The following is a 23,477-nucleotide window of genomic DNA, read 5'->3' on the forward strand; positions in this document are numbered from 1 at the left end:
ATCTTCTCCCTTCCATAGATACAGCAATCTGCCCGGAAAACAGTCTTCCTGATCTTTCCGGGCAGTTACATTGATTTCTTATAGGTATCTGAACTCACTCAGATATTTTTATATTTATTATTCTGCGGACTCCTCAGCAGAATCAGCCTCTGTATCTGCTGCTGCATCAGAATCTGCGGACTCCTCAGTGCTTCCCAGAGAATCGATGGCTGCCTTTGTATGCTCTACATAAAGCTTCTCAACTGCTTCGATTCTTCCAAGACCCTCGATCTGGCAGTCAACCTTATCGAAGTTTCCGGATGCTACAAACTGGCTCTTCCAGGAATCCTCCTCATCACCGGCCATATCGTTATTTGCATGGTCTCCGGCAACAACCATCAGCGGACGAAGAACAACGTTCTTGTATCCTGCTTCTTTTACCTTCTCGATAACCTTGTCGCAGGCTGTATCTTCCGGCTTACCCTCTACAGTACCGATGAATGCGTTCTTCAATCCAAGGTTTTCCATCTGTGTCTGCATCTGATCGTATGTAACGTTAGCTGTATGAGATGTTCCATGTCCCATGAATACGAATGCTGTGCCAGCCTCAGCTGCTGCATCCATGCTGTCAAATCCGGCCTCTTTGCAAGCCGTATCTGTGATTGCCTGAGCAACGGCTTTCTTGTCATCATTGATCACAGTTGCATCGTCTCCAACCTCACCGAGCATTGGCTCTGCGATAGCTACAGACTCGAATTTATCTTTATAGCCATTGATCGCTTCTGTCATCTCATCGTACTCAGCACCATGCATCAGATGGGTAGGCTGTACAACCAGATTCTTAACACCATTCTCTACTGCACGGTCAAGAGCCTGCTGCATGTTATCGATCACTTCATCATCTCTTGCCTCTACATGGTTGATGATGATCTGTGCTGTAAATGCTCTTCTTACAGACCAGTCCGGATAAGCTTCTGCAAGAGCATCCTCGATTCCCTTGACATCCTCTGCACGGCTGTCATTGAAGGAAGTACCAAAGCTTACAACAAGAAGTTCATTCTCACCGATCTCATCCTGGTTACGCGGATCGTCCTTGGAAGCATCTCCTGTGTCACGTCCGAAATAATCCGGATCTGCATTCTCACCCTCTACCAGTTCTTTCTGAGCATCTGTCAGAGCATCCCATGCTTCTTTGGCTGCCTTGCAGTCCTCATCTGTTGTGTCGTTTCTTTCCTGTACATAGATCTTGTCGATCAGAGCTGCTACATTATCTGCTGCTTCCTGATCTGCATCAGAAGCCTCTGTGGTATCAGCTGCCTCAGCGTTCTCTTCTGTAGCAGAATCCTCTGCTGCCATTGCTGTTGTAGCCGCACCCATAGAGCATGTCATGGAAACTGCGAGCATCAGAGCTAACATTGTTTTTCTTTTCATTTCTCATTGTCCTCTTTTCATGTATTTCCAGAATACTGATATGTACAAAAAAGCAGCAGCTCTCTGCGGCCGCCTGCTCACACATGATTCTCTGCGCAATACAAATACATAAAAAGAAGTTCTGTATTGTTATGGAGAATACCGATTCGTAAACCGCGAATCCCTGAATCTCACAATAAGGCAGTTCTCCTGACTTGGTTCCACGCTGCTTTCCCTTCCCGGTCTCCCAGTGGTTATAAAAGCAGCTCCCCTTTCACAGTGACGGTATCGTTCCGGATTCTCACCGGATTCTCTTTTGCACATCCGACTGGATGCAACCTTATCATTATAACATTTGCACATATTTTCTTTTACCTGGTTATCTAACTTTTACCACAAACTCATAAATTTGTCAAGATTGATGTCAGACGATTCACGATTTTCTGTGATCTTCACTCACAAAAAATACCTCGCGAATTATTACCAGTGAACAGTAACCGGTTTTCTCCCTGTATCTGTCAGTTATTATCAGAATACTTTCTCCAATATTCATGCATATCCTGCATAAAAAACAGCCCCTTTCTGTCATCACCCTGATATCAGAAATGGACTGTCTTACACTGGATATTCGCAATCCGCTTTGCTACTTGCTCATAACAGATAAACTGCTCTGCAGTTTATCTGTTAAAATACTCCTGCTCCAGGTATCTGGCTACGTAGACTCCGCTGGCAGATGCATGGGACAGAGAATGGGTCACGCCGCTACAGTCTCCGATAACAAAGAGACCCTTGTGGCAGGTTTCCAGATTTTCGTCGATCTCGACCTCCATGTTGTAGAATTTAACCTCAACGCCATAAAGCAAAGTATCATCATCTGCGGTTCCCGGTGCGATCTTATCCAGAGCATAGATCATCTCGATGATGCCATCTAGGATACGTTTCGGCATAACAAGGCTTAAATCTCCCGGTGTCGCAGAAAGTGTAGGTGTTACGAAACTTTCCTCAATACGGGCTTTTGTGCTTCGTCTTCCGCGGATCAGATCTCCAAACCGCTGTACCATAACACCACCGCCAAGCATATTGGAAAGTCTTGCAATGCTCTCACCGTATCCGTTGCTGTCATGGAACGGCTCTGAGAAATGCTTGGATACCAGAAGGGCAAAGTTTGTATTGTTGGTATGCTTTGCCGGATCTTCGTAGCTGTGACCGTTTACTGTGATGATACCGTTGGTATTTTCATTCACGACAACACCTCGCGGGTTCATGCAGAAGGTACGGACCATATCCTCAAACTTCTCAGTTCTGTAAACGATCTTGCTCTCATAAAGCTCATCTGTCAGACGGCTGAAAACCTCTGCCGGAAGCTCCACACGGACTCCGATGTCCACACGGTTGGAAAGAGTCGGGATCTTAAGCTCTGTACATACCGTCTCCATCCATTTACTTCCGCTTCGTCCTGCGGAGATGATACAGTAAGTTCCCTCGTAACGCTCATCTCCTACAAAAACTGCATAACCGTCTTCAGTTTTTTCTACTTTGTCAACAGATGCGTCAAAATAGAAGTCCACATGGTCTTTCATTTTTTCATAGAGGTTCTGAAGCACCACATAGTTGATATCTGTTCCCAGATGACGGACTGATGCATCCAAAAGATGCAGGCCGTTCTGAAGGCAGAGCTTACGGATCTCGCTGTTTGTGGTAGAATAAAGCCTGGTTCCTTCACCGCCATGCATCAGGTTCAGTTTATCTACATATTCCATCAGCTCTGTGGCTGTATCCTTGCCGATATGCTGGTACAGAGTTCCGCCAAACTGATTGGTGATATTATATTTTCCGTCGGAGAAAGCGCCTGCACCGCCAAATCCCTTCATGATCGCACAGGTTTTGCAGTGGATACAGGATTTTACTTTCTTTCCGTCGATGGGACATTTTCTTTTTTCCAGAGGATGACCAGCTTCAAAAACCGCGATCTTTTTCTCCGGATCATTATTCATCAGTTCATAGGCCGCAAAGATTCCACCGGGACCTGCTCCTACGATCAGTACATCATATTTCATAAATAAAAACTCCTTATCTTGTATTGCACATTTTCAGTATTTTGTTTTTGCACAAACCCTGTCTATTTTACAACAAACATGTTCAAAAGTCACCGTTTTTTTCGGAACCTTCCGATCTTAAGCTTTTTTCCATCTGTTTCCACGGTAATAGCACCGTTTTTCATGGTGTATTCCACCTGACTTCCGGCCGCTTTAAGCCGCTCTACGGTTTCCGGTGACGGATGTCCGTAGGTGTTGGTGGAAGAACAGGAAATGATCGCCACTTCCGGCTTTATTTTCTCAAGAAATGCTTCTGTGGTAGAATAACGGGAACCGTGATGTCCCACCTTCAGACAGTCAACATCCTCAAGCCCCCCGGCTGCCAGAAGCTTTTTCTCCGTATCTGCACCGATATCTCCGGTAAAAAGCATTTGAAAATCTCCAAAAGACAACTCCATCACCATAGCTTCCTCATTCACATCTTTTCCTGTGGCATTTTTCTCCGGCCACAGAACAGAAAAAGATACTTTGCCGCAAGGCAATTCATCCCCTTTTCCTGCTGTCACGACCTTAACTCCGGCTGTTTTTGCTGCCTCTGCAAGCTCCCGCCATGCATCTGGTCTTTCCGCCCAGGCAGGCAGGATCAGATATCCGGCCCGGATGGTTGTAAGACCTTTTCCCATATATTCCAGAAGCTCCTTCACACCGTTGATATGATCCTGATCTGTATGGGAAATAAAAATCCCATCCAGCCAGGAAATCCCCTGGCTTTTCAATGCCGGCAAAAGGCAGTATCTTCCAAGATCCGACTGGCTGCTGCTTCCTCCGTCGATCAGAAAATGATGATCCTCCGGGGTCTCCACAAGAATACCGTCCCCCTGTCCTACATCCAGGCAGATCACCTTCAGACTTCCTGCTGGATGATATCCCAGTATCAGGATTCCGACTGCCAGAAAAATACCGGCTGTTATCCGGATAGCATATAGCTTCCGGCAACCTACTTCCGCCCGCTCCTCTGATAACTCCGTTTCCTCACTGACTGCTTTTTTCTTCCGGAGCTGTTCTTTTATATACTGTCCCATAAACAGGACTATGATCAAAAAGCCATAATATACCACAATCTGCCATATTTCCGGCTCCCCTCCGATCCAAGTACTCCATCCTGATCTTCCTACCAGACTGCAGAGATATTCATAAAAAAGCAGCAGTACCCTTGCCGGCAGGATTACCAGTTTTGCCGCAGGAATACTGAGAATTCCCAGCAGCAGCGCCGCCATTCCTCCAGTCAGCACTACCCCCACACTTGGAAGCACCAACAGATTCAGGATAAATCCGGCAATAGAGACTTCTCCGAAAAACTTCAGCATCACCGGCAGAGTCACAAGCTGAAGAGCTATAGGACTTACCAGTGCCTTTGTCCATTTTTTCTCCGCTCCTGCAAGGGCACAGATCTTTTCCGCAGCGAGCCCCATTCCCAGAACACAGCCAAAGGACAGAAGAAATCCACTGTCCAGGAGATAGGCCGGAGATTCCACAAGGATCATCATGGCAGTTACGGAAAGAGCACTCATCATATCATAGATCCGTCCGGTGATCCTGGCTCCCATAGCGATCAAAAACATAGTTACTGCACGCATGGTGGAAACACTCCCTCCGGTCATGATCCCATACTGCAGCATCACTCCCAGAGAAAAAATCCCGGCAGGCCAGATTCCCAGTCCCATCTTCTTTAGAAGGTTGTAAAGCCCCATTCCCAGAATACTGATATGAAGTCCGCTGATGGCAAGGATATGTATGATCCCGGCCAGCTGATAGCGCATCTGTGTTTCCGGATCCAGTTCCTGTTTGTCTCCAAGCGTCATGGCACAAAAAACAGGTGCATCTTTTCCTGCTGCTTCCTTCAGGATCTGTCTGCAGCTTTCTTTTATCTCCAAAAGGAGCTGCCTGTAGCCGGAATACACTGCTGTTTTCTTTTGGAGCACAGCGTTCTTCATAAAATAATAAATATGACGACAGGCGTAAAAGTGTTGGCTGTCAAAGCCCCCCGGATTCGCAGGACCTTCCACTCTTTTCAGCGTTCCCTTGACCAGGATCCGCATTCCCGGTTTCAGATCTTCTTCTTTTTTGAGAAATATTCTTACATTTTCAATTGGAAATTTTTTTGACTGATGGATAAGATATGTTTTTTTCAGATAAACAGACTGGGAAAATTCTGTGTTTTCATACTGTTCCACCTCCCCGCAGATCATGGAACCAGGGTGCGCTTCGATCTGCTCCTGCACATTTAACGGAAGGGGATTCCCCCTGATCAGAGGAATCCCCATAAGCTCCAGTGCGCCAAGACTCAGCACCATAAGAAAACACAACAGACACATCGGCCTTTTCGCCATAAATGTTCTCCCGTTTTCTGATATTTTGAAATGTTTTATTTTTTCTATTCTTTTTTAGCCTTTGTGTGTGCCAGCAGGCTGTCGTTCCATTCATAGAACTTATAAAGCTGCATATTCTGGCCAAAGGTCACTTCCTTGTTTCCTTCGATGGAAATCTCAACTTTGTCCACATCCGTTGCCGCGATCAGCGTATTTACCACCGAATACACGGCAATCTGTTCCGAAACATCCAGCGCATAATCCTGAAATACGGAATTATAATCCACATAGCAGATTCCGTTTGCTCTCGTCAGGGAAAGTACCTCTGAATTCTCCGGTATTGTAGGATAATGTCCTTTTTCCAGCGGACCTCTTGCAAGTTGCTCCAGAACCACCGTAGCCTTCGGAAGATTTCGTCTGTAGCGGACACTTCTCTGTTCCGCTACCAGTTTATCTCCGTTTTTATTTGTGAAATACAGAGTAAAGGTGTCATAGCTGTACACATCCCCATCGGACCCGGAAAACTCCACAAAGGTGTCGTTGTTCATGGCTCCCACTTCTTCACCCCTGGTATCTGTCAGCGGCTTTTTACCCACATAGATCTCCACAGAATCCACTCCTGGAACCTGTAAAAAGATCTTCACTATACCTGCCCGCACCAGAAGTTCTCTGGTACGTGACATTTTATCATAGGCCTCATTGAATTCTACGTTCAGGACTCCATCCTGTATGGAATAAGAAGAAATCTTTACCCCATCCGGAAAAAGTGAGATTCCGTTTTCCCGGGTCTCACGGTTATTCAGACTCTCGGAAAAATTGCGCAGCATCACTTCTGTCGTTTCCTTCTCCGGAGTATATTTTTCTTCTTTCAGTCTCGTTTCATCGCTGTTGATATAATAAAATCTATACTGCTGTTCTTCGTTTTTATTTCTTCCCGACAAACCTATGAAAGCAACCAAACCAAAAAGGATGCAGGCAGCGGCCACACAGATGATCAAAATCGTTTTTTTCATGCTGTACCTCCTAGGACGGGATATAGGACAGCGGGATCTTCACGGTAAATGTGGTTCCCTCGCCCTCTTTGCTGGATACCTTGATGATCCCATGATGCATGGCTATAGAACTTCTTGTAATAGCAAGTCCAAGACCGGTTCCGCCGATCTCTCTGGAATGGGATTTATCCACACGATAAAAACGCTCAAAGATCCGTTCAATGGAATCTTCCGGTATTCCCAGGCCGGAATCTGCAACCGTCACATAGAAATCCTTATGATCCGCATCCAGTGTTACGCGGACCCATCCCTCATCTACATTGTATTTGATACCATTTTCGACCAGGTTACTGATGGCAAGGGTAAATTTCACCTCATCCACATCTGCCGTTACCGGTCGGAACGAATCCAGGATCAGGTCAATCCTTCTCTGATCTGCAATAGGACGGAGACGCTTCAGAATATTCTCCAGCAGCTCATTGATATTCATATTACTGATATTCATATCTGCTGCTTTTTTGTCCATTTTTACCAGGGAGAGCAGATCGGTGATGATCTTGTTCTCTCTGTCAATCTCTTCTGTGATATCAGAAAGAAATTCCTGATACAGTTCCTCCGGAACCCCCTGCTGTCCTACCAGCGAATCCGCCAGAACCTTCATTGAAGTCATAGGTGTCTTCAGCTCATGAGACACATTGGATACAAACTCCTGTCTGGATTCATCCAACGTCTTCATTCTGGAAAGCATCTTGTTAAATGCATCTGTGATCAAAGCTGTCTCTGTATAATCCGGTACCGAGATCTCCTCATTCTGATATCCGTCTGTAAGGTCCTCGATTGCTTTCGTTACCCTGGCAAATGGCTTCACCAGGATCGTGGAAAGAATATACCCCAGAAAAATGGCCAGCACTACAATGATACCGATGATCAGAATCCCTTTCTGCTCCAGTTCATGGATGGTTGCTGTCACCTCACTGGAAGATGCCATGATCATCATGGCACCCTGCACCTGTTTTACATCCGGACTTTTTACCGGAACTGCCAGGATCAGCTTCTGGCTGTCAGAGTCATATTGGTAGGCATCTTCTCCTTTAAAACAGTTCAATACTTTCTGGGAAACCAGAGTCCTGCCCTCATCCACGCCATAGGTATCCTTGATGATCCTGAAATCCCTGTCTACAATGAGAATCCTGCCACCATAGCTGTTGGACAGTAATTCCAGCTTGCTGTTCACCGTCTGAGAGCTGGTGTCATTCAGATAATTCTCCTTGATCAGCAGGTCGCACATGATGTCACAGATGTTCTCCATGCTCTGCACACGGTTGGCAATGGCACGATCTTCATAGTTGGCAATGACCATTTCCGTTACGATGACACTCGGTACGATTCCCAGTATGATCAGGATGATCAGAATACGAAAGCGGAGACTTTTGAAAAATTTGCCGTTCTTTTTGAACTTCACAGGTTATGCCTGGAAATAGTAGCCCACACCCCATTTGGTGTGTACATATTTCGGCTCACTGGGATTGGCCTCGATCTTTTCTCTCAGGCGGCGGATATGTACATCTACGGTACGGACATCTCCCGGATATTCATAACCCCATACGATATTCAGAAGATTTTCTCTGCTGTATACCTTGTTCGGATTGAATACCAGCAGTTCCAGCACATCAAATTCCTTGGCTGTGAGGTTGATCTCTTTTCCGGAGATAAATACGCGGCGTCCTTCGCAGTCCAGCTTCAGTTCTCCGACTTCCACAGTCTTGGCCTTCTCCTGCTTGTCCTGTTTGCTGCCTGCACGGCGGATGATCGCCTTGATGCGGGCTTTGACTTCCAGGATGTTGAAAGGCTTGGTGACATAATCATCAGCTCCGTATTCCAGACCCAGGATCTTATCCATATCTTCTCCTTTTGCTGTAAGCATGATGATCGGAACATTGGAAAATTCACGGATCTGCTGGCATACCTCAAGACCGTCCATTTTTGGAAGCATCAGGTCAAGAAGGATGATATCGTACTCTCCTGCTTTTGCTTTTTCTAGTGCTTCCTCTCCGTCATAGGCACAATCCACTTCCATTCCGTCCTGCTCCAGACTGAAGCGAAGTCCCTTGACAATCAGTTTCTCATCATCTACTACCAATACTTTCCTGCTCATTTAGCGCTCCTTACTTTATTGCTATTTTATCCTTTATCTTCTCATAGGTTCCTTCTTTGATGCCTGGTACATTCATGATATCCTCTGCTGAAGTAAAGGGACCGTTCTCTTCCCTGTAAGCGATGATCGCCAGGGCCTTGGACTCCCCTACACCTGTGAGAGTAGTAAGCTGGGATACATCAGCGGTGTTCAGATCGATCTTCTGCTCTGTGGAAGATGCAGTCTCAGCTTCACCGGAATCCTCTCCGGCGGATTTCTGTCCGCTCGCCGTTTCGGTACTGTTTTCTGCTGTGACTTCCGATCCATCTTGGGTAGCTGCGATCCGCTGGCTGTCCACCTCCGCCTGGGTAGGCACATAAACCTGCTGTCCATCGGAAAGTCCCTTAGCACGGTTGAGATAGCTTGCCGCAGCTTCCGGAAGATATCCTCCGGCCTGCTCGATAGCCTGAAAAACACGGCTGCCATATGGAAGCTCATAGACTCCCGGGCTGGTCACTGCTCCACATATATCTACATAAATGGTCTGAGGGGTGTCTGAGATCTCCGGCAGCTGTTTTTCAACCTCCGGAGCCGGTTCCTCCGCAGACTCATTCTGTTTCTTCTGTGATATATCTGCCGCAGCCCCTGCGGATGCCTTCCCGGATACTTCACTTTCCGTATCCTTCGGTTCTTCCTGCTCTGCATCCATTCCGGATGCTTCCGTACTTTCTTCCTGCACCAGTTCTTTCTCCAGAAATTCTGTTCCGTCATCCTTACAGCCTGTCAGCCCTGCCAGGATCTGTAACAAAAATATGGAAAAAACAAGCCGAACACTTCTGATATGTGATCTTATTTTCATAGGTAGGCGGTTCACTCCTTTCCGCCGATGTGGCGGCAGGTGCCCCGTTACTCATGCAAAACCATACCTTATTTTAACGAAGTATTACAAATATTACAATACTTTTATTTCTATTTCCATTTGAAAATAACCACACCTGCAATACAGATCAGCATTCCCAACAACTTTCTCCACTGAAAATCTGCTCTTTCCACACCGAAAATCCCCAGCAATTCTATAAGATAGGCCACCGCAAGCTGAGAAATGACAATAAGCATAACCGCCCGCGCAGGCCCCAGACTTCCCATACTCCGGATCACTGTGATAGTGATAAATGCACCGATCACTCCTCCGAGTAAATTATATTTAGCCTCTACCTGCCACAGCATGCCGATACTTTCTCTGCCTGTAAAAAACCATGCTGCCACACAGACCAGAAATGCAGAAAACTGTACCCAGCCGGTTGAAACCCACAGACTGGTCTGTTTTGTTACATTTGTGTTAAATACCCCTTGAATACTCATCAGTGCACCTGAGATCAGTGCTGACAAAAATCCCCACATAAAAATCCCTCCATATATACTCCATTTCCGGTATTACTGCTGGAAAAAGGCGCTGCATATTTCTGCAACGCCTTTACGGTTTCTTATAATTTAGTTTATGTGATTTTCCTGCAATTATACACACTGCTGCCCTGTTTTCTCATCCGCATAATATTTATATACATGATCACGAAACGCTCTTTATTCCGAAAAATATTTTCTGAGATATATCCTTCCGGAAAACGCAATATGCGGCATCTCATAAAAAATGGCTGTTTTCGGACAGATCGGACGATAGAGTGGGTCTGCCACAATGATCCTGGCTGTTTTCAGCTTTTCTTCCATGGCTTCCTCGCCACAGATGGCTTCATCTCCCTTGTGCAAAAGTCCCTCTGTGATCTCCAGCGGACAGAGCAGCTGAACCTTTTTTCCGTATTTCTGCTCTATGACTGCTGCCAAGGATCCCATGGTAACCGGTTCTCCGATGATGGTAATGTCCGGTGCGGAAAAAAATACCTCATCTTTGTCGGGCATTTCCCTGCTTTCTCCTGAATGGTCAGATACTGCTGACAGACTGTTCCTTCCCTGAAAATAGATTACCTGCTCCGGAGTTACTTTCCACAGTTCCTCCTGTTTCCCTAAGATCTGCCCTCCGCTTTCCTCTGCGGAGTCATCCTTCTTATTTACCCACTCTCCACAGGATCTATCCGCGATCCGCTCAAGTGCATCTGAAATCTGTCCCTCATAGCCTTCCACAGGATTCCCCACGAGAAATGGCGTACCGAATTTTTCTTTCAGCACATTGGCCGCCGGGATTCCCACAGAGGATACCACAAGGTTTACCGCTGCTTCACCGGCACGGGACAAAGCTTCCAGCGTATCCCCCATAGCCCAGGTGGAAAGTATCTCCCAGCCATAGTTTTCCAGACGTTTTTTCATGGCATCTACTGCAGACTGCGGGCCAAGATCAAGGGGGGTTGCTCCAAGAATATTTAATTTCCGGCTTCTCTTCTCTGTAGATCTTTCAGCAGATCCTGTGGGTGCTTCTGAACACCTTCCGGTTTTCTCTGCAGCTCCTGTGAAATGTCCGGCGATCTCTGCCAGCGCCAGCCCTGCTCCGTATACATAGTCATGCATGCCGCTGGTCGGAACCGAAAATGCCGGGATTTCGGTCCTTGCTGTAAGTGCACGGGCCAGTCCCGGAAAATCCGTTCCATTCATAAAAGGGATCGGAGAGCTTGCAAGTGCAATAAATTTCGGTTTCAGCTCCTTTGCCGCCTCTTCGATATCCTGAAGAAATTTCTCATCATTTCCCATAATAGCATCGATATCCGTAAGACCTGAGATAAAGATCAGACTGTCCTGATCGTACCACCGGATCTCATCATGGGTATTATAGGTAGAATTACAGCCGGAGGGATCATGCATCACTGTCATTCCTCCAAGCTCATACAATGCAGAGCAGACGCCGGACACGTCTGCCGTGTAGATCGGTATGATCCGATATGCCTGTCTCATATGCAGCTTTCGCACCCCCATCCCTTTCGAACGATCAGATCCTCCGGAGCTTTTTCCTCATTAAATGCCTCCAGCATCAGCTGTGCAGTACGTCTGATCCCGTCAAAGCCCCAGAGCCCGCCGCCCTGTACCATATTGACAAAATTCCGGCTTCCGGTAAACCAGGCTGCTTTTTGTCCGATCGCAAGGAGTTTTCCGGAATGCTGCCGTGGCCGCACTCTCATCTCCGGGCGAACAGTCGAAATCAGCCTGAGTTCCGGATAATTCTCCTTCAGCCAGAAAAATACTTCTTTTTCTTCCGGGCTGATACTGTCCAGAAAAACGGACTGTACCTGAAATTCATGGGTAAGGAGAAGCTTTGCAAGTCCCAGAGGTCTTGGATGAAAAAGATAATCCACAGCTACGGGAGTGTCACCGATGATCTGGTGTGCATGGAAAAGAGCTTCCTCGCATTTTCGGATCTCCGTTTCGATATCCAGGCCATTTTTACTGCCACTTTGCTGCTTCAGCAGCTCCAGCAAATACTTTTCCTGCGTCTCTATCTCCTCATAGTCAAAGCTTCCGGGCAGGTATAAAAACGGCCTTCCAAGTCTCTCCGCCTGCTGCTGTACTCCGAATTTTCCTGCCGGATAACAGTTAAGGATCAGGCTTCCCTCTCCCAGGCTTTGATAATCCTCCCAGGTCTTACAGGCCGGTGCTTCCCGGAGACGGATTCCGTTCTTTTTCAGGATCCGGCAGATATCTGCACTCTCATCCAACACAAAATCACTGCCCAGGACTGTGACACATTCCGGATCAGCTTTCCTCTCCGGTACTGCATCATACATGGCACGGCGCAGCTTCTGATCCGGAGTCGGACCTGTTTTCTGCATGACAGGATCCATAAAGCATCGCATAAAAAAGATCTCCGGAAATCTTTCTTCCAGTTCGCCGTAGATGCGGTCCAGATCACTTCCCAGAAAATGATGAAGACACACGGTAAAAAGCAATACTGCCTTTGGCTTCTCATCCAGCCGGTTCAGAATGTCCGTCACTCCTTCAATGGTTACATCCTCCAGATTTCCGCCCAAAAGATCCTTTTCCTCCACGATCACAAAGGAAAAACGGTCTGCCGCATTCATCTCTGCAGCAGTCAGCACAACGCCACGCATGCAGTTATCCGCACAGACGTAGATCTGCCTTGCTTCTGGAACCAGCATTCCCGTATGTACGATATTCCAGTTTCCATGGACCGGTGAATTAAATTCCAGCCCCGGCTGAAAGGGAACCGGAAAAGAGGCTTCCTTTATAAATATTTCTGTTTTTCCCAAAAGCTCTCTGTTACCAACTCTTTTTAACATGAGCCTTCCTCCCTGCATGCACTCAGGATCTGCTCGGCCAGTGTCCGGTACTCCTCTGCCATCTCACAATCCGGATAGGCTTCCAGAAGAGTTTTTCCTCGATTCTCTGCTTCCAGGACCAGTTCACTTCTGGAAAGCGTTCCCACTACCCGCGTATGAAAATCCTCTGCCAGCTCCCGGACTTTTTCTTCCTCTCCCGGCACGTTCCGCCGGTTCAGGATCACGCCGCCAAGAGATGCATATCCTCTGTTTCTAAAATTATCCACTGCCATGGCAATATTTGCCCCTGCATGGATGGCCATGTTTTCTCCGGAGGTGATGATAAATACCTTATCTGCATACCCCTTTCGCATGGGCATGGAAAATCCACCGCAGACAACATCTCCCAGTACGTCATAAAAAACAATGTCCGGTTTATAGGTCTCATAGGCTCCGTTTTCCTTAAGCTTCTCAAGAGCAGTAATGATACCTCTTCCCGCACATCCAAGCCCCGGTGCAGGACCGCCGGCTTCCACACAGACTACACCCCCATATCCGATCTGCACCATATCCGTAAGCTTCAGCTCCTGGCGTTTTTCGTTATACAGCTCCAGCACAGTGGGAACCTTTTTTCCATGCCTGAGAAGGATCGTGGAATCTGCCTTGGGATCACAGCCGATCTGCATCACTTTCATTCCTTTTTCCGCAAGGGCTACTGCCACATTGGAAACCGTAGTAGATTTTCCGATGCCGCCCTTTCCGTATACCGCAACTTTTATCATTTTCTGTCCTCCGCTTTTGTGATCACATTGGAATATGCCGTTTTGGCGGAAACTCCACTGAGGCGTCCGATCTTTCCGGATAAGGAGCTGATCACATCCTGTGGTGCGTCAATGGCAATACTGATGATATTGATGCCTTTTTCCCGGTAAGGGATCCCCATTCTCCCGATAATATATTTTCCCGCTTCATGAAGAAAACGGTTGATATCATCGATCACGTCATTGTTTTCCACAATGATCGAGATCAATGCCACTCTTGTCTCCATAAGATCTGACTCTCCTTTCCGATATTATCAGCAGATCCTCGGCAGAAGCTCTCCTCCCGGCTGCGGAAGAAGTGCCTGCGTTCCGATCTCCGTAGTCATGACAACCTTTCCTGGCTGGTCTTCCGTAACTTCACCGATAATGGCTGCGTCCCTGGAATAAGGACATTTACGCAGTGCTTCCACGATCCTTCCTGCCTCTTCCTTTGGCGCCATGATCACCATTCGTCCCTCACAGGCCAGATAAAGAGGCTCCAGGCCAAGCATGCCGCAGACACCCTTTACCTCCGGAGCTACCGGAACAGCTGCTGCATCCAGGCGGATCCCTACGTTGCTCTGTCCTGCGATCTCGTAAAGAACCGTTCCGACACCACCTCTTGTGGCATCACGAATCACATGAATGTTATGGGTGGCATCCAGTACATCTTTTACAGCTCCCCACAGCGGTGCGCAGTCACTTGTCACATCTGCGTCAATACCGAAATCCTCTCTTGCCAGAAGAATGGTGCATCCATGTCTTCCCACATCACCGGTTACAATAATGGCATCTCCCGGTTTTGCCAGCTCACCGCCTACCTGAACGCCCTCCTGGATCTCACCCATTCCGGTTGTTGTGATAAACACACCGTCAACCTGACCTTTTCCTGCCACCTTAGTATCTCCGGAAACAATACGCACTCCGGCTTCTTTTGCTGTTTTTTCCATGGCTGCGGCGATTTCCTCCAGCTTCTCCATGGGAAAACCCTCCTCAATAACAAAAGCGCAGGTAAGATACATCGGTTTTGCTCCCATACAGGCAAGGTCATTAACGGTTCCGCAGATGGAAAGCTTGCCGATATTTCCCCCCGGAAAAAATGCCGGAGAAACAATAAATCCATCGGTGGATACTGCCATTTTTCCTGCAGGCGGAACCAGCACGGCCGCATCATCGGCTGTGAGATCCGGGTTTGCAAAATGCGCTTTGAATACTTCATCGATCAGTTCTGAGGTCTGACGGCCTCCGGCACCGTGTGCCATGGTCACTGTTTTATTTTCCATAATATTATCTTCTTTCTATGCTGGGTCAAAGGAATTTCATATCGGTTTCATCCTGTCAGATTTTCCGGATACGATCCTTCGTTTGTACTATATGTAATGTATCATGTTTCGCAGTCCATTAAAACGGACATCAGTTTCCGTACATAAAATATGCGGAACATGCTCCTTCATTGGATACCATACAGGCACCTACCGGATGCTGCGGGGTACAGACCTTTCCGAATACCTTACAATCTGATGGCCTGCATTTTCCCTGAAGCACATCCCCACAGCGACAGGCCGGATTTGGCCTGCCCTGGATCGGCGGCACTGCATATTTTTTTCTGGCATCAAAGGCTTCCCACTCCTTCCGGAGCACCAGCCCGGACCCCGGGATCATACCCAGACCGCGCCATTCAGAATCGCAGGGCTCCATCAGTTCATCGATCAGCTTCTGTGCCTCCGGGCTTCCCTCACTTTTTACCACACGGGGATAGCAATTCACAAAGAACGGTTTTCCTTCCTGAAAACGTACCAGTGCAACAGCCAGTGCCGTAAGCAGCTCCTTCGCTGTAAAGCCTGCCACCACACCACTGATGCCTTCCTCTGCCAGATGCTCGCAGAGCGCAGTTCCTGTGATCGCATTGACATGTCCGGGATAAAGGAACACATCCGCACTGCCCTTTAATGCCTGATAAGCCTGGGGCATGGTCTTGTTTGCCACAAGGAGCGAATAATTGGAAAGTCCGTCCTCTCCGGCCTTTTTCACGGAAAGACAGCCGGCAGGCGTGGTGGTCTCAAAGCCAACGGAAAGAAATACCACCTGCTCTTTTGGATGCTCTTTCGCATATTTTTCTGCATCTGCCGGTGAATAGACGATCCGTATCCTGGCGCCTTCTGCCCTGGCATCTGCAAGGCTTTTCTTTGTTCCCGGTACGCGGACAAGATCACCGAAGGTGCAGATCGTCACCTGTTTTTCCAGAGCAAGATAAACGGCCTCGTCAATAAACCCTACCGGTGTTACACAGACCGGACATCCCGGTCCTGAGATCAGCTCCACCTGCGGTGGCAGAAGCTTGCGGATCCCCAGACGGAAGATTTCGTGGGTATGTGTTCCGCAGACCTCCATGATCCGCACCGGCGGCCCCTGATATCCTTCTATGATCTCTCTTGCTGTTTTTTTCCTCTCTTCCATCACAGCAGTTCCTCCATCAGCTGGTCTGTCTCTTCCTCGTCATCATCGGTGATCTTTGCAATGGCAACACCTGCATGCACCATCACATAATCCCCCGGCTCCAGGTCTCCCAGGAGCTGGGCGGAAACCTCTCTCTTTGCGCCGCCTGCATCCACCACTGCTGTTCCGTCACTGATCTTTACTACTTTTGCTGATAATCCTACACACATATCTGTGCCTCCCATCCTGCATTTCTGCTGTATGCTCCATGCGTTATCATAAAACATTTTTGATCCGTATCTGCATGATCTCGTCTATATTTATCTGTGCCGCTGCACATAAGCCATCCCATACACCGCCTGTCCCAGTGCGATCCCTCCGTCATTCGGCGGGATCAGGCTGTGCTTCAGAACTTTAAACCCCATTTCCGTAAGGCCGTCATCTACCAGCTCCAGAAGCAGCCGGTTCTGAAAGACACCGCCACTTAATGCCACTTTCCGGATTCCGGTCTGCCGCTCTGCTTCCTCACAGGCTGCAAGGATCTCATCTGCCAGTGCCCGGTGAAATCCATAAGCCAGCTTCCCGGGATCCTCTCCTGCAAGCCTTGCCCGGACCAGATATGCAACGATCTCACCTGTATTTAAAATAAATTTTCGTTCATCTTCAGACGCTTCTGAGATGCCTGTGCTTTCCGGAATGTCTTCCTTTTCTGACATCCGTATCTTCAGATTTTCTTCCGGATTTTTCTTCTGCATCTCCCGCTGCTTTCTCCAGGCCTCCGCCGCAAATTCCAGTGCTGTGGACGCTTCTCCCTCAAAGGTGGACGCTCTCCGGATCCCCAGGATCGCACTGACCCCGTCAAAAAGTCTTCCTGCACTGGTGGAAGTCACGGCATTGATCTTCCGCTGTGCCATAGTCACCAGTACCTTTGCTTCCTGATCTGTGCAAAGTCCCAGTTTACGGACAGTGTCCAGGGTTTTTTCCAGATTTCCCGTATTCTGCCAGATCAGGGAAACGGCGATCCGCCAGCCTTCTTTTGCGGAAATATCTCCGCCAACCTGGACAAAGGGTTCTATACTTCCAAGCCTTGTAAATCCCTGACAGTCTGCAACCAGGAGCTCTCCGCCCCAGATGGTCCCATCGGTTCCATAGCCTGTTCCGTCAAAGGAAACCCCTATCACCTTTTCTTCGCAGTCATTTTCTGCCATGCAGGATAAAATGTGTGCATAATGATGCTGCACCCTCAGAACCGGAAGCCCTAGCTCCTCTGCCACCACTGTGGAATTATATTTAGGGTGAAGATCACAGACCACTACCTCCGGCTGCACCTCCAGAAGTGTTTCCAGCCGCCCGATCGTTTCCTTCAGTGCTTTTACCGTTCGAAGATCCTCCAGATCTCCCACATAAGGGGAAGGATAAAAACGGTTATCCACACCAATGCAGAAGGTGTTCTTAAGTTCTCCACCTGCTGCGATCACCTGGCCCTTCCAGGGTGTGGAGACCATAAACGGAAGAGGCGCATACCCGCGGGAACGGCGGATCATATAGGGTTCACCCTTATAGAAATCCATCACCGAATCGTCGGCCCGGATACGTATCTTCCTGTTGTGGGAAAGAATGCAGTCACAGAGATGGGAAAGCTCCTCTGCCGCCTCCTCATCATCTCTGCAGATCGGCGCCCCGGAAGTATTTCCGCTGGTCATTACCAGAAGCCCGGGCATCCGGATCCCATCATCGTAATGAAAAAGAAGCAGCTGAACCGGTGCATAGGGAAGCATGACACCCACCTTGGGATTCCCGGGTGCAATGCTCTCACAAAGCCCCGTTTCTCCCGGCAGCTTATCCAACAGCAGGATCGGCTTCTGATGACCGGTAAGGATCTTCTCCTGTTCCTCGCTGACCTTACAGATCTTCTTCACAGTTTCCATATCCTGTGCCATCACTGCAAAAGGCTTCACCGGACGCCGTTTCCGCTGCCGCAGCCGCTGTACAGCCTCCTCACTGGTAGCATCACAGCAAAGGTGAAAACCACCGATCCCTTTGATGGCCACGATCCCGCCGGAAGCAATGATCTTCCTTGTATAAGTGATAGCCTCCCGTCCCCGTTCCTCTCTTCCCGCTAAGTATACCTCAGGGCCGCAGTCATTACAGCACACCGGCTGGGCATCATAGCGTCTGGTATCCGGGTTATGGTACTCATCCGCACAGGAGGGACACATGGGAAATTCCTTCATACTGGTCCGTTTACGGTCATAAGGAAGCGAATCCAGGATCGTCAGTCTCGGACCGCAGCAGGTACAGTTGATAAAGGGATGAAGATACCGCCTGTTTTCCGGGTCAAACATCTCCGCCTTACATTCATCGCAGATCGCGATATCCGGGGAGACAAAGATTTCCCCCTTTGTCTTCTCACTTTCGATGATATCAAACTGTGTAAATTTCTCCGGCTCCTCCACCGGTTCTTCAAGAAGCTTCAGGATAGCTGCACGCTTCGGTGGCTTATTCCCGATATCTGCGATAAAGGCATCCACATCCTGCTGCTTACCCTGAGCAAAAATCTCCACATAGGGTCCTTTATTGGACACACTGCCACGGATTCCTCTTGCCATAGCATGACGACTCACCGTAGGGCGAAATCCCACTCCCTGTACGATCCCGTAAACACGGATCATTTTCGTAATTTCCCGCTCCATATGTTTCTCCATTCCCTGCAACTGTTTCCACTGATCCGGCTGCAGCATGCATGTAACTTTATGTCCTGCCCTTATGGTCTACCTGCATTTTCCGGATACTGCAAAATGCACTGTATCCACAAACACTCCTGAAAAAGCCTTTGTCATCCGCTTCATACATGGATCTGCAAAGATCACGTCATATCCGCCCTTCTCTGCCAGTTCCATGTAATCTTCCTCATCCCTTAATGACACATCGCCCTCCTCCAGGAGATCTTTTTCCATGGAAAACCAGCTTGCCACGGTGAGCTCTCCGTCCGCACCACGTTTCCGTAGCTCCTCTCTTATGGAACCGGCCATCACCTGCTGCTGCACGATGAGAATCTTTTTTCCTGTATAATCCATATCAGGAACCAGCTCTTCCGCCAGAGGATATCCCACCTCATAAGGTGTTCCGAAGGTTTTCTCCAGATATCTGGCACATTCCAGTGCCGCAGGAGAAACCACGATATTTTTTTCCGCAGAGGAGGCTTTTTTTACCTCATCAAGCCCGTCTCCCATTCCATAACAGACTGCTCTCTGTCCTCTGGTACGGAATTTTTCACGGATCTTGTCTGCTGCTTTCAGGTCACTGACATCCTGAGGTGTCATTCCGAGAACTCCTGTCTTACCAGCCTCCACAGGCTGCTTTTCCCGGGCAAAGGCTTTAAAAAGCTCCAGATAAGCCTTCCGCTCTCCCGCATCATAAAGCTCCATTCCGTTGGTATTTACTGCAAGCACCGGAAGACCTGTTTTCTTCTCGCACATCCGCCGCAGTGCCTGATGATCCGTTCCGATCACAGCAGGTACCGGTGTTCCGATAATGGCTGCAAAGCCTGCCTCCACCTTTTCTGCTGCATCCACAAGCTTGGCAACCAGGCGGTCATCCCGTCCCAGGATGGCATCCATATCCCGAAGTCCTGCGCTGAATACCGCACTTTTCTGTTCAAACCATCTTGGTTCATCAAAGCCGCAGACATTTCCCGCACATCCTCCTGCATCACAGATCACGATGATCCCGCCAAGCTCATACAGCACTGACACGGCTCCGGACTGATCCGGTGCAAAGGGTGTCAGATATTTCCGAAGTCCTCTCATACCTTTTCTCCCTTCTGCAAAACTTTCTCTGTCAGTGTTTCAAACAGCCTGCGTACCCCCGCATAGCCATAGGGCTGCCGGTCCTGATTCCACACGGCATTTGGCTGATCCCGGTGATAATATCCTGCATCCTTTCCTATAGTAAGGTTCACTCCGCTCCCGGACGGATCGTAATACAGCATGGTGGGTTCCATATTGGAAAAAACCTTTGTATCCGGACTCAATTCCGCAAGATGCCGTATGTATACAAAATTCTCGGCTGTGATGGTTCCGTAGATCTCCGGCACCCGGAAACCATACCGCACCAGGGCAAGGGCCAGCTCAAAGGGATCTCCGTTCATGCACTCCCCCACTGCAAAGGACGCATCCGGACAGACCTCCCGGAATCGCTCCACTGCCTCTTCTGCTGCTTTTTTATACACTTCCTGGTCAAAAGAGACTCCAAGAACCTGTCCCAAGGCACGATACTGATTTTCGATCTTATCTGTCTGGTAGAGCCTCCGAAGCTCAATAAAAGGAATCTTCAGCCGGTCATGAAAATCCTCCGCTGCAAACCTTGCTTCCGGATGAAGCACCAGATTAAAATTGGCCTGTGACATGGTCTGATATTCTTCATAATCCTTACATCGTGAGATCTCATGGATGGTCTTTACGCCTGCCTGCTGCAGCAGCTCATACATCTCGCAGTCATCAACCAGCGGCGAAAAAAATCCCAGAAGATTGACCACATTTCCCTTTTTCTTCTGTGGCTCAAGGAGTGAGTATAAGGACTGGCGCACATGGACCATAGGCGGCTTTCTGCCCTCACGTGTCAGTGCGTACATGTAACAGGGGCGCACCGGAATATCCACCTTTTCCTCTGCCTTTCGGCAGACACGTTCCATATCCGTTCCCAGAAGTGCATCCACACAGGTGATACAGATCATCACCACAGACGGCTTCTTCTCACAGCAGTCGCAGATCTCTTTTACCGCTTTCGGGATCTTTTTCAGGTGACGGCCTGTAACAATATCCGTCTCGTCCATCATCAGATAAAAAAATCGATCATTGTACTCCGGCATGGAGCTGATAAGAGAAGTATTTCTTCCGCAGCATCCCGGTGCCACGATCAGCATAATGGAATCCGGCACTGCAAGCCCGGCCCGCTTTACGCCAAAGCCCTCCGCTCCCGGAGAGTTAAATGCCAGAGTTGCCGGAGAGCTGTAGATCAGATGCTTCCCGGAGAGCATCTGCGGAGGGATCGCTTCCAGCCCGCCCCGGGCCAATTCTTCTGCAGTTGCAAAATATGCTTCCTTTTTCATATATCCTCCTTCTCCGTTTCTTCACTTTCCAATAGCTTCCTGGCCAGTGCAAAAAATTTCTCACTGATCTCAGAATTTTCATCTCCCTCGATCACCGTTTTGCCCTGATCCTCCCATCGGATGATCTCGTCACTTCTCGGGATCTCACCCACGATCGGGATATTATTTTTTTCTGCAAAAGCATTTACTTTTTCCGTTTCATTCTCCACATTCCTGTGATTCAGCACGATTCCGAAGATTCTCGCATAGCTTCGATCCTCAAAATTCCGCACAGCACTGGAAATATTATTGGCTGCATAGAGTGCCATTTTCTCTCCGGATGTGACAATGAGTACTTTTTCCGCATAGCCCTCCCGGATCGGTGCCGCAAAACCGCCGCATACTACATCTCCAAGAACATCGTAAAGCACTACATCCGGCTTCCAGGTCTCAAAAAGCTTCAGATCCTCCAGAAGCTGAAAGGTTGCGATGATACCTCTGCCTGCACAGCCAAGTCCCGGCGTGGGGCCGCCGGTCTCAATGCAGAGGACTCCACCAAACCCCTCCTTTGAAATATCCTCCAGCTTTTCCGGCTCCTCATCCTCTTCCCGCATATAATTCATTACCGGCCGCAGAGGTTCTCCCCCAAGAAGATTGATGGTGGAATCCGCCTTGGGATCACAACCGATCTGGATCACTCTTTTCCCCATGGCTGCAAAAGCCGCCGCCAAGTTGGACGTCACTGTAGACTTTCCGATACCGCCCTTTCCGTATACTGCTACCTTCAGCATAAAATCCTCCCTAATTCATTCTGTCCGCTCCCGCAGGTATTTTTCATAAAAAAAGCTCTTTCACGCACAAGGTGAAAGAGTCCCGTATTCCGCTCACAAAACAAAGTCAAGCGGATATTCGCGATCCGCATTTGCCGCTTGTTCATAACCGAATAACGGCTTCGCAGCTGATTCGGTTAAGCTGTGCCGGATGAACAACGATTCCTGCTCGGATATTCCTTGCCGTCAAAGTCTGTTTCCTGCTGTATTTTGTTTTAATGTCTCATCCGGATAGAAAGAAAATATTTCGTTCCGTCTGAATTTTTCTATTTTTATTATACAATGGTGTACATTAGTGAGTCAATTGCAACTCTGACTTTTTATACAAAAAAAGACCCCAAGGCGAAATATTTTTAAGCATTTCGCCGAGAAGTCTCTTCTCTAATCTGCCGGCTCAGAAGCCGCGGCAAAGTTATTCTTATGATAAAGCTTTACTGGATAGAAACTACGTGATATCCTCTGTCTTCCACTACCTTCTTAAGCTCTTCGTTGGAGATCTCTCTGTCGTAGGAAACCACTGCCTCACCTTTTTTCAGGCTTACTTTTGCTGCCGCACCGTCAATGCGGTTGATCGCTCTTGTGACGCTGGCCACACAGTTCTCACAGTGCATGCCTGTGATCTTCATGGTTTTCTCACCCAGCTTGGTTCCATCCAACTTCTTCTTCGGGATCTCCGGCTTGCTGCCGCCTCCGCAGCAGGCGCCTTCGCCCTTCAGATGTTTATATGCGCCTTTTCCGGCAAACAGCATAATGATGATAACAACGATGACAACAATTGCATTTGCCATGATTTCTTTCCCTCCTGGTTACTTATGCATTCCACTACAGCCGGAGCATCCGGAGCAATGACCGGAGCAGCTGCCGCCACAGCCTCCTGTACGTGTGTTACCGGCACAGCCGACACAGCTGAGCCCCTGTTTCTTTCTTGAATAGAGATAACTGATCACAAATACGCCATATGCGATCACCAGTGCCAGTACAATAATATCCGCTATCATACTCATATCTGTCACCCTTTCTTTCGCTGCACAGCCTGTAAACTGCTGCCAGCCTCTGATGAATACTTTTGTAAAAAAACTTCCATATTTCTTCAGGCTTATTATAGCACAGAAGACCAGGTATTTACATCCCCGGTCTCCTGCATTTCTTATCATTTCAGCTGTTCTTACAGCATCATTTCAAAGC

Annotated in this window: 21 protein-coding genes and 1 riboswitch; all 21 genes read right to left on the reverse strand. The window is 48.4% G+C overall.

Going from position 1 to position 23,477, the window contains the following annotated elements:
- Positions 1 to 117: 117 nt before the first annotated feature.
- On the reverse strand, positions 118 to 1,410 hold the full coding sequence (locus tag BLP57_RS06260) for a sirohydrochlorin cobaltochelatase (RefSeq protein WP_015525974.1): 1,293 nt from the start codon (positions 1,408 to 1,410) through the stop codon (positions 118 to 120).
- Between the two features lie 162 nt (positions 1,411 to 1,572).
- Positions 1,573 to 1,747: riboswitch (cobalamin riboswitch) on the reverse strand.
- A 319-nt stretch (positions 1,748 to 2,066) separates the two neighbouring features.
- On the reverse strand, positions 2,067 to 3,446 hold the full coding sequence (locus BLP57_RS06265; protein WP_092070163.1) for an NAD(P)/FAD-dependent oxidoreductase: 1,380 nt from the start codon (positions 3,444 to 3,446) through the stop codon (positions 2,067 to 2,069).
- 89 nt (positions 3,447 to 3,535) lie between these two features.
- Positions 3,536 to 5,815 (reverse strand): DNA internalization-related competence protein ComEC/Rec2, encoded by a 2,280-nt coding sequence (locus tag BLP57_RS06270; protein WP_092070166.1) that lies wholly within the window; start codon positions 5,813 to 5,815, stop codon positions 3,536 to 3,538.
- Between the two features lie 44 nt (positions 5,816 to 5,859).
- On the reverse strand, positions 5,860 to 6,807 hold the full coding sequence (locus BLP57_RS06275) for a GerMN domain-containing protein (RefSeq protein ID WP_092070169.1): 948 nt from the start codon (positions 6,805 to 6,807) through the stop codon (positions 5,860 to 5,862).
- A 10-nt stretch (positions 6,808 to 6,817) separates the two neighbouring features.
- Positions 6,818 to 8,248, reverse strand: coding sequence for a sensor histidine kinase (locus tag BLP57_RS06280; protein ID WP_022426407.1), 1,431 nt, complete (start codon positions 8,246 to 8,248; stop codon positions 6,818 to 6,820).
- Positions 8,249 to 8,251: 3 nt separating this feature from the next.
- On the reverse strand, positions 8,252 to 8,941 hold the full coding sequence (locus tag BLP57_RS06285; protein WP_015525979.1) for a response regulator transcription factor: 690 nt from the start codon (positions 8,939 to 8,941) through the stop codon (positions 8,252 to 8,254).
- Between the two features lie 10 nt (positions 8,942 to 8,951).
- Complete coding sequence (locus BLP57_RS06290) at positions 8,952 to 9,779, reverse strand: ComEA family DNA-binding protein (protein WP_059086802.1); 828 nt, start codon at positions 9,777 to 9,779, stop codon at positions 8,952 to 8,954.
- A 110-nt stretch (positions 9,780 to 9,889) separates the two neighbouring features.
- Positions 9,890 to 10,321 carry a DMT family transporter gene (locus BLP57_RS06295; protein WP_021651570.1) on the reverse strand — a complete coding sequence of 144 codons (432 nt, stop codon included), beginning with the start codon at positions 10,319 to 10,321 and terminating at the stop codon, positions 9,890 to 9,892.
- Between the two features lie 180 nt (positions 10,322 to 10,501).
- On the reverse strand, positions 10,502 to 11,818 hold the full coding sequence (locus BLP57_RS06300) for a nitrogenase component 1 (RefSeq protein WP_092070173.1): 1,317 nt from the start codon (positions 11,816 to 11,818) through the stop codon (positions 10,502 to 10,504).
- A complete protein-coding gene (locus BLP57_RS06305; protein ID WP_092070176.1) occupies positions 11,815 to 13,158 on the reverse strand; it encodes a nitrogenase component 1 in 1,344 nt (447 codons plus the stop codon). Before BLP57_RS06305 ends, BLP57_RS06300 begins: the two co-directional genes overlap by 4 nt.
- Positions 13,152 to 13,919, reverse strand: coding sequence for a nucleotide-binding protein (locus tag BLP57_RS06310; protein WP_059086799.1), 768 nt, complete (start codon positions 13,917 to 13,919; stop codon positions 13,152 to 13,154). The genes BLP57_RS06305 and BLP57_RS06310 overlap by 7 nt, the downstream gene beginning before the upstream one ends.
- Positions 13,916 to 14,185: a TM1266 family iron-only hydrogenase system putative regulator gene (locus BLP57_RS06315; protein WP_015525986.1), complete on the reverse strand. Its 270-nt coding sequence runs from the start codon at positions 14,183 to 14,185 to the stop codon at positions 13,916 to 13,918. The genes BLP57_RS06310 and BLP57_RS06315 overlap by 4 nt, the downstream gene beginning before the upstream one ends.
- Before the next feature lie 27 nt (positions 14,186 to 14,212).
- Complete coding sequence (hypE, locus tag BLP57_RS06320; RefSeq protein ID WP_021651575.1) at positions 14,213 to 15,220, reverse strand: hydrogenase expression/formation protein HypE; 1,008 nt, start codon at positions 15,218 to 15,220, stop codon at positions 14,213 to 14,215.
- 130 nt (positions 15,221 to 15,350) lie between these two features.
- Entirely contained in the window at positions 15,351 to 16,394 is a 1,044-nt protein-coding gene (hypD, locus tag BLP57_RS06325) for a hydrogenase formation protein HypD (protein ID WP_092070179.1), read from the reverse strand.
- Entirely contained in the window at positions 16,394 to 16,603 is a 210-nt protein-coding gene (locus BLP57_RS06330; RefSeq protein ID WP_022426401.1) for a HypC/HybG/HupF family hydrogenase formation chaperone, read from the reverse strand. Before BLP57_RS06330 ends, hypD begins: the two co-directional genes overlap by 1 nt.
- A 90-nt stretch (positions 16,604 to 16,693) precedes the next feature.
- Entirely contained in the window at positions 16,694 to 19,066 is a 2,373-nt protein-coding gene (gene hypF, locus BLP57_RS06335) for a carbamoyltransferase HypF (RefSeq protein WP_092070280.1), read from the reverse strand.
- 78 nt (positions 19,067 to 19,144) lie between these two features.
- Positions 19,145 to 20,182: a nitrogenase component 1 gene (locus BLP57_RS06340; protein ID WP_021651579.1), complete on the reverse strand. Its 1,038-nt coding sequence runs from the start codon at positions 20,180 to 20,182 to the stop codon at positions 19,145 to 19,147.
- A complete protein-coding gene (locus BLP57_RS06345; protein ID WP_021651580.1) occupies positions 20,179 to 21,483 on the reverse strand; it encodes a nitrogenase component 1 in 1,305 nt (434 codons plus the stop codon). The genes BLP57_RS06340 and BLP57_RS06345 overlap by 4 nt, the downstream gene beginning before the upstream one ends.
- Positions 21,480 to 22,253 (reverse strand): nucleotide-binding protein, encoded by a 774-nt coding sequence (locus tag BLP57_RS06350; protein ID WP_021651581.1) that lies wholly within the window; start codon positions 22,251 to 22,253, stop codon positions 21,480 to 21,482. Before BLP57_RS06350 ends, BLP57_RS06345 begins: the two co-directional genes overlap by 4 nt.
- A gap of 470 nt (positions 22,254 to 22,723) precedes the next feature.
- Positions 22,724 to 23,080 carry a heavy-metal-associated domain-containing protein gene (locus BLP57_RS06355; RefSeq protein ID WP_021651583.1) on the reverse strand — a complete coding sequence of 119 codons (357 nt, stop codon included), beginning with the start codon at positions 23,078 to 23,080 and terminating at the stop codon, positions 22,724 to 22,726.
- 18 nt (positions 23,081 to 23,098) lie between these two features.
- Positions 23,099 to 23,446, reverse strand: a complete 348-nt coding sequence (locus BLP57_RS18200; RefSeq protein ID WP_227574085.1) for a FeoB-associated Cys-rich membrane protein — start codon at positions 23,444 to 23,446, stop codon at positions 23,099 to 23,101.
- Between the last annotated feature and the right edge of the window lie 31 nt (positions 23,447 to 23,477).

This window comes from Blautia sp. SF-50 (assembly GCF_900101315.1).
GTDB classification, from domain to species: domain Bacteria; phylum Bacillota; class Clostridia; order Lachnospirales; family Lachnospiraceae; genus Blautia_A; species Blautia_A fusiformis.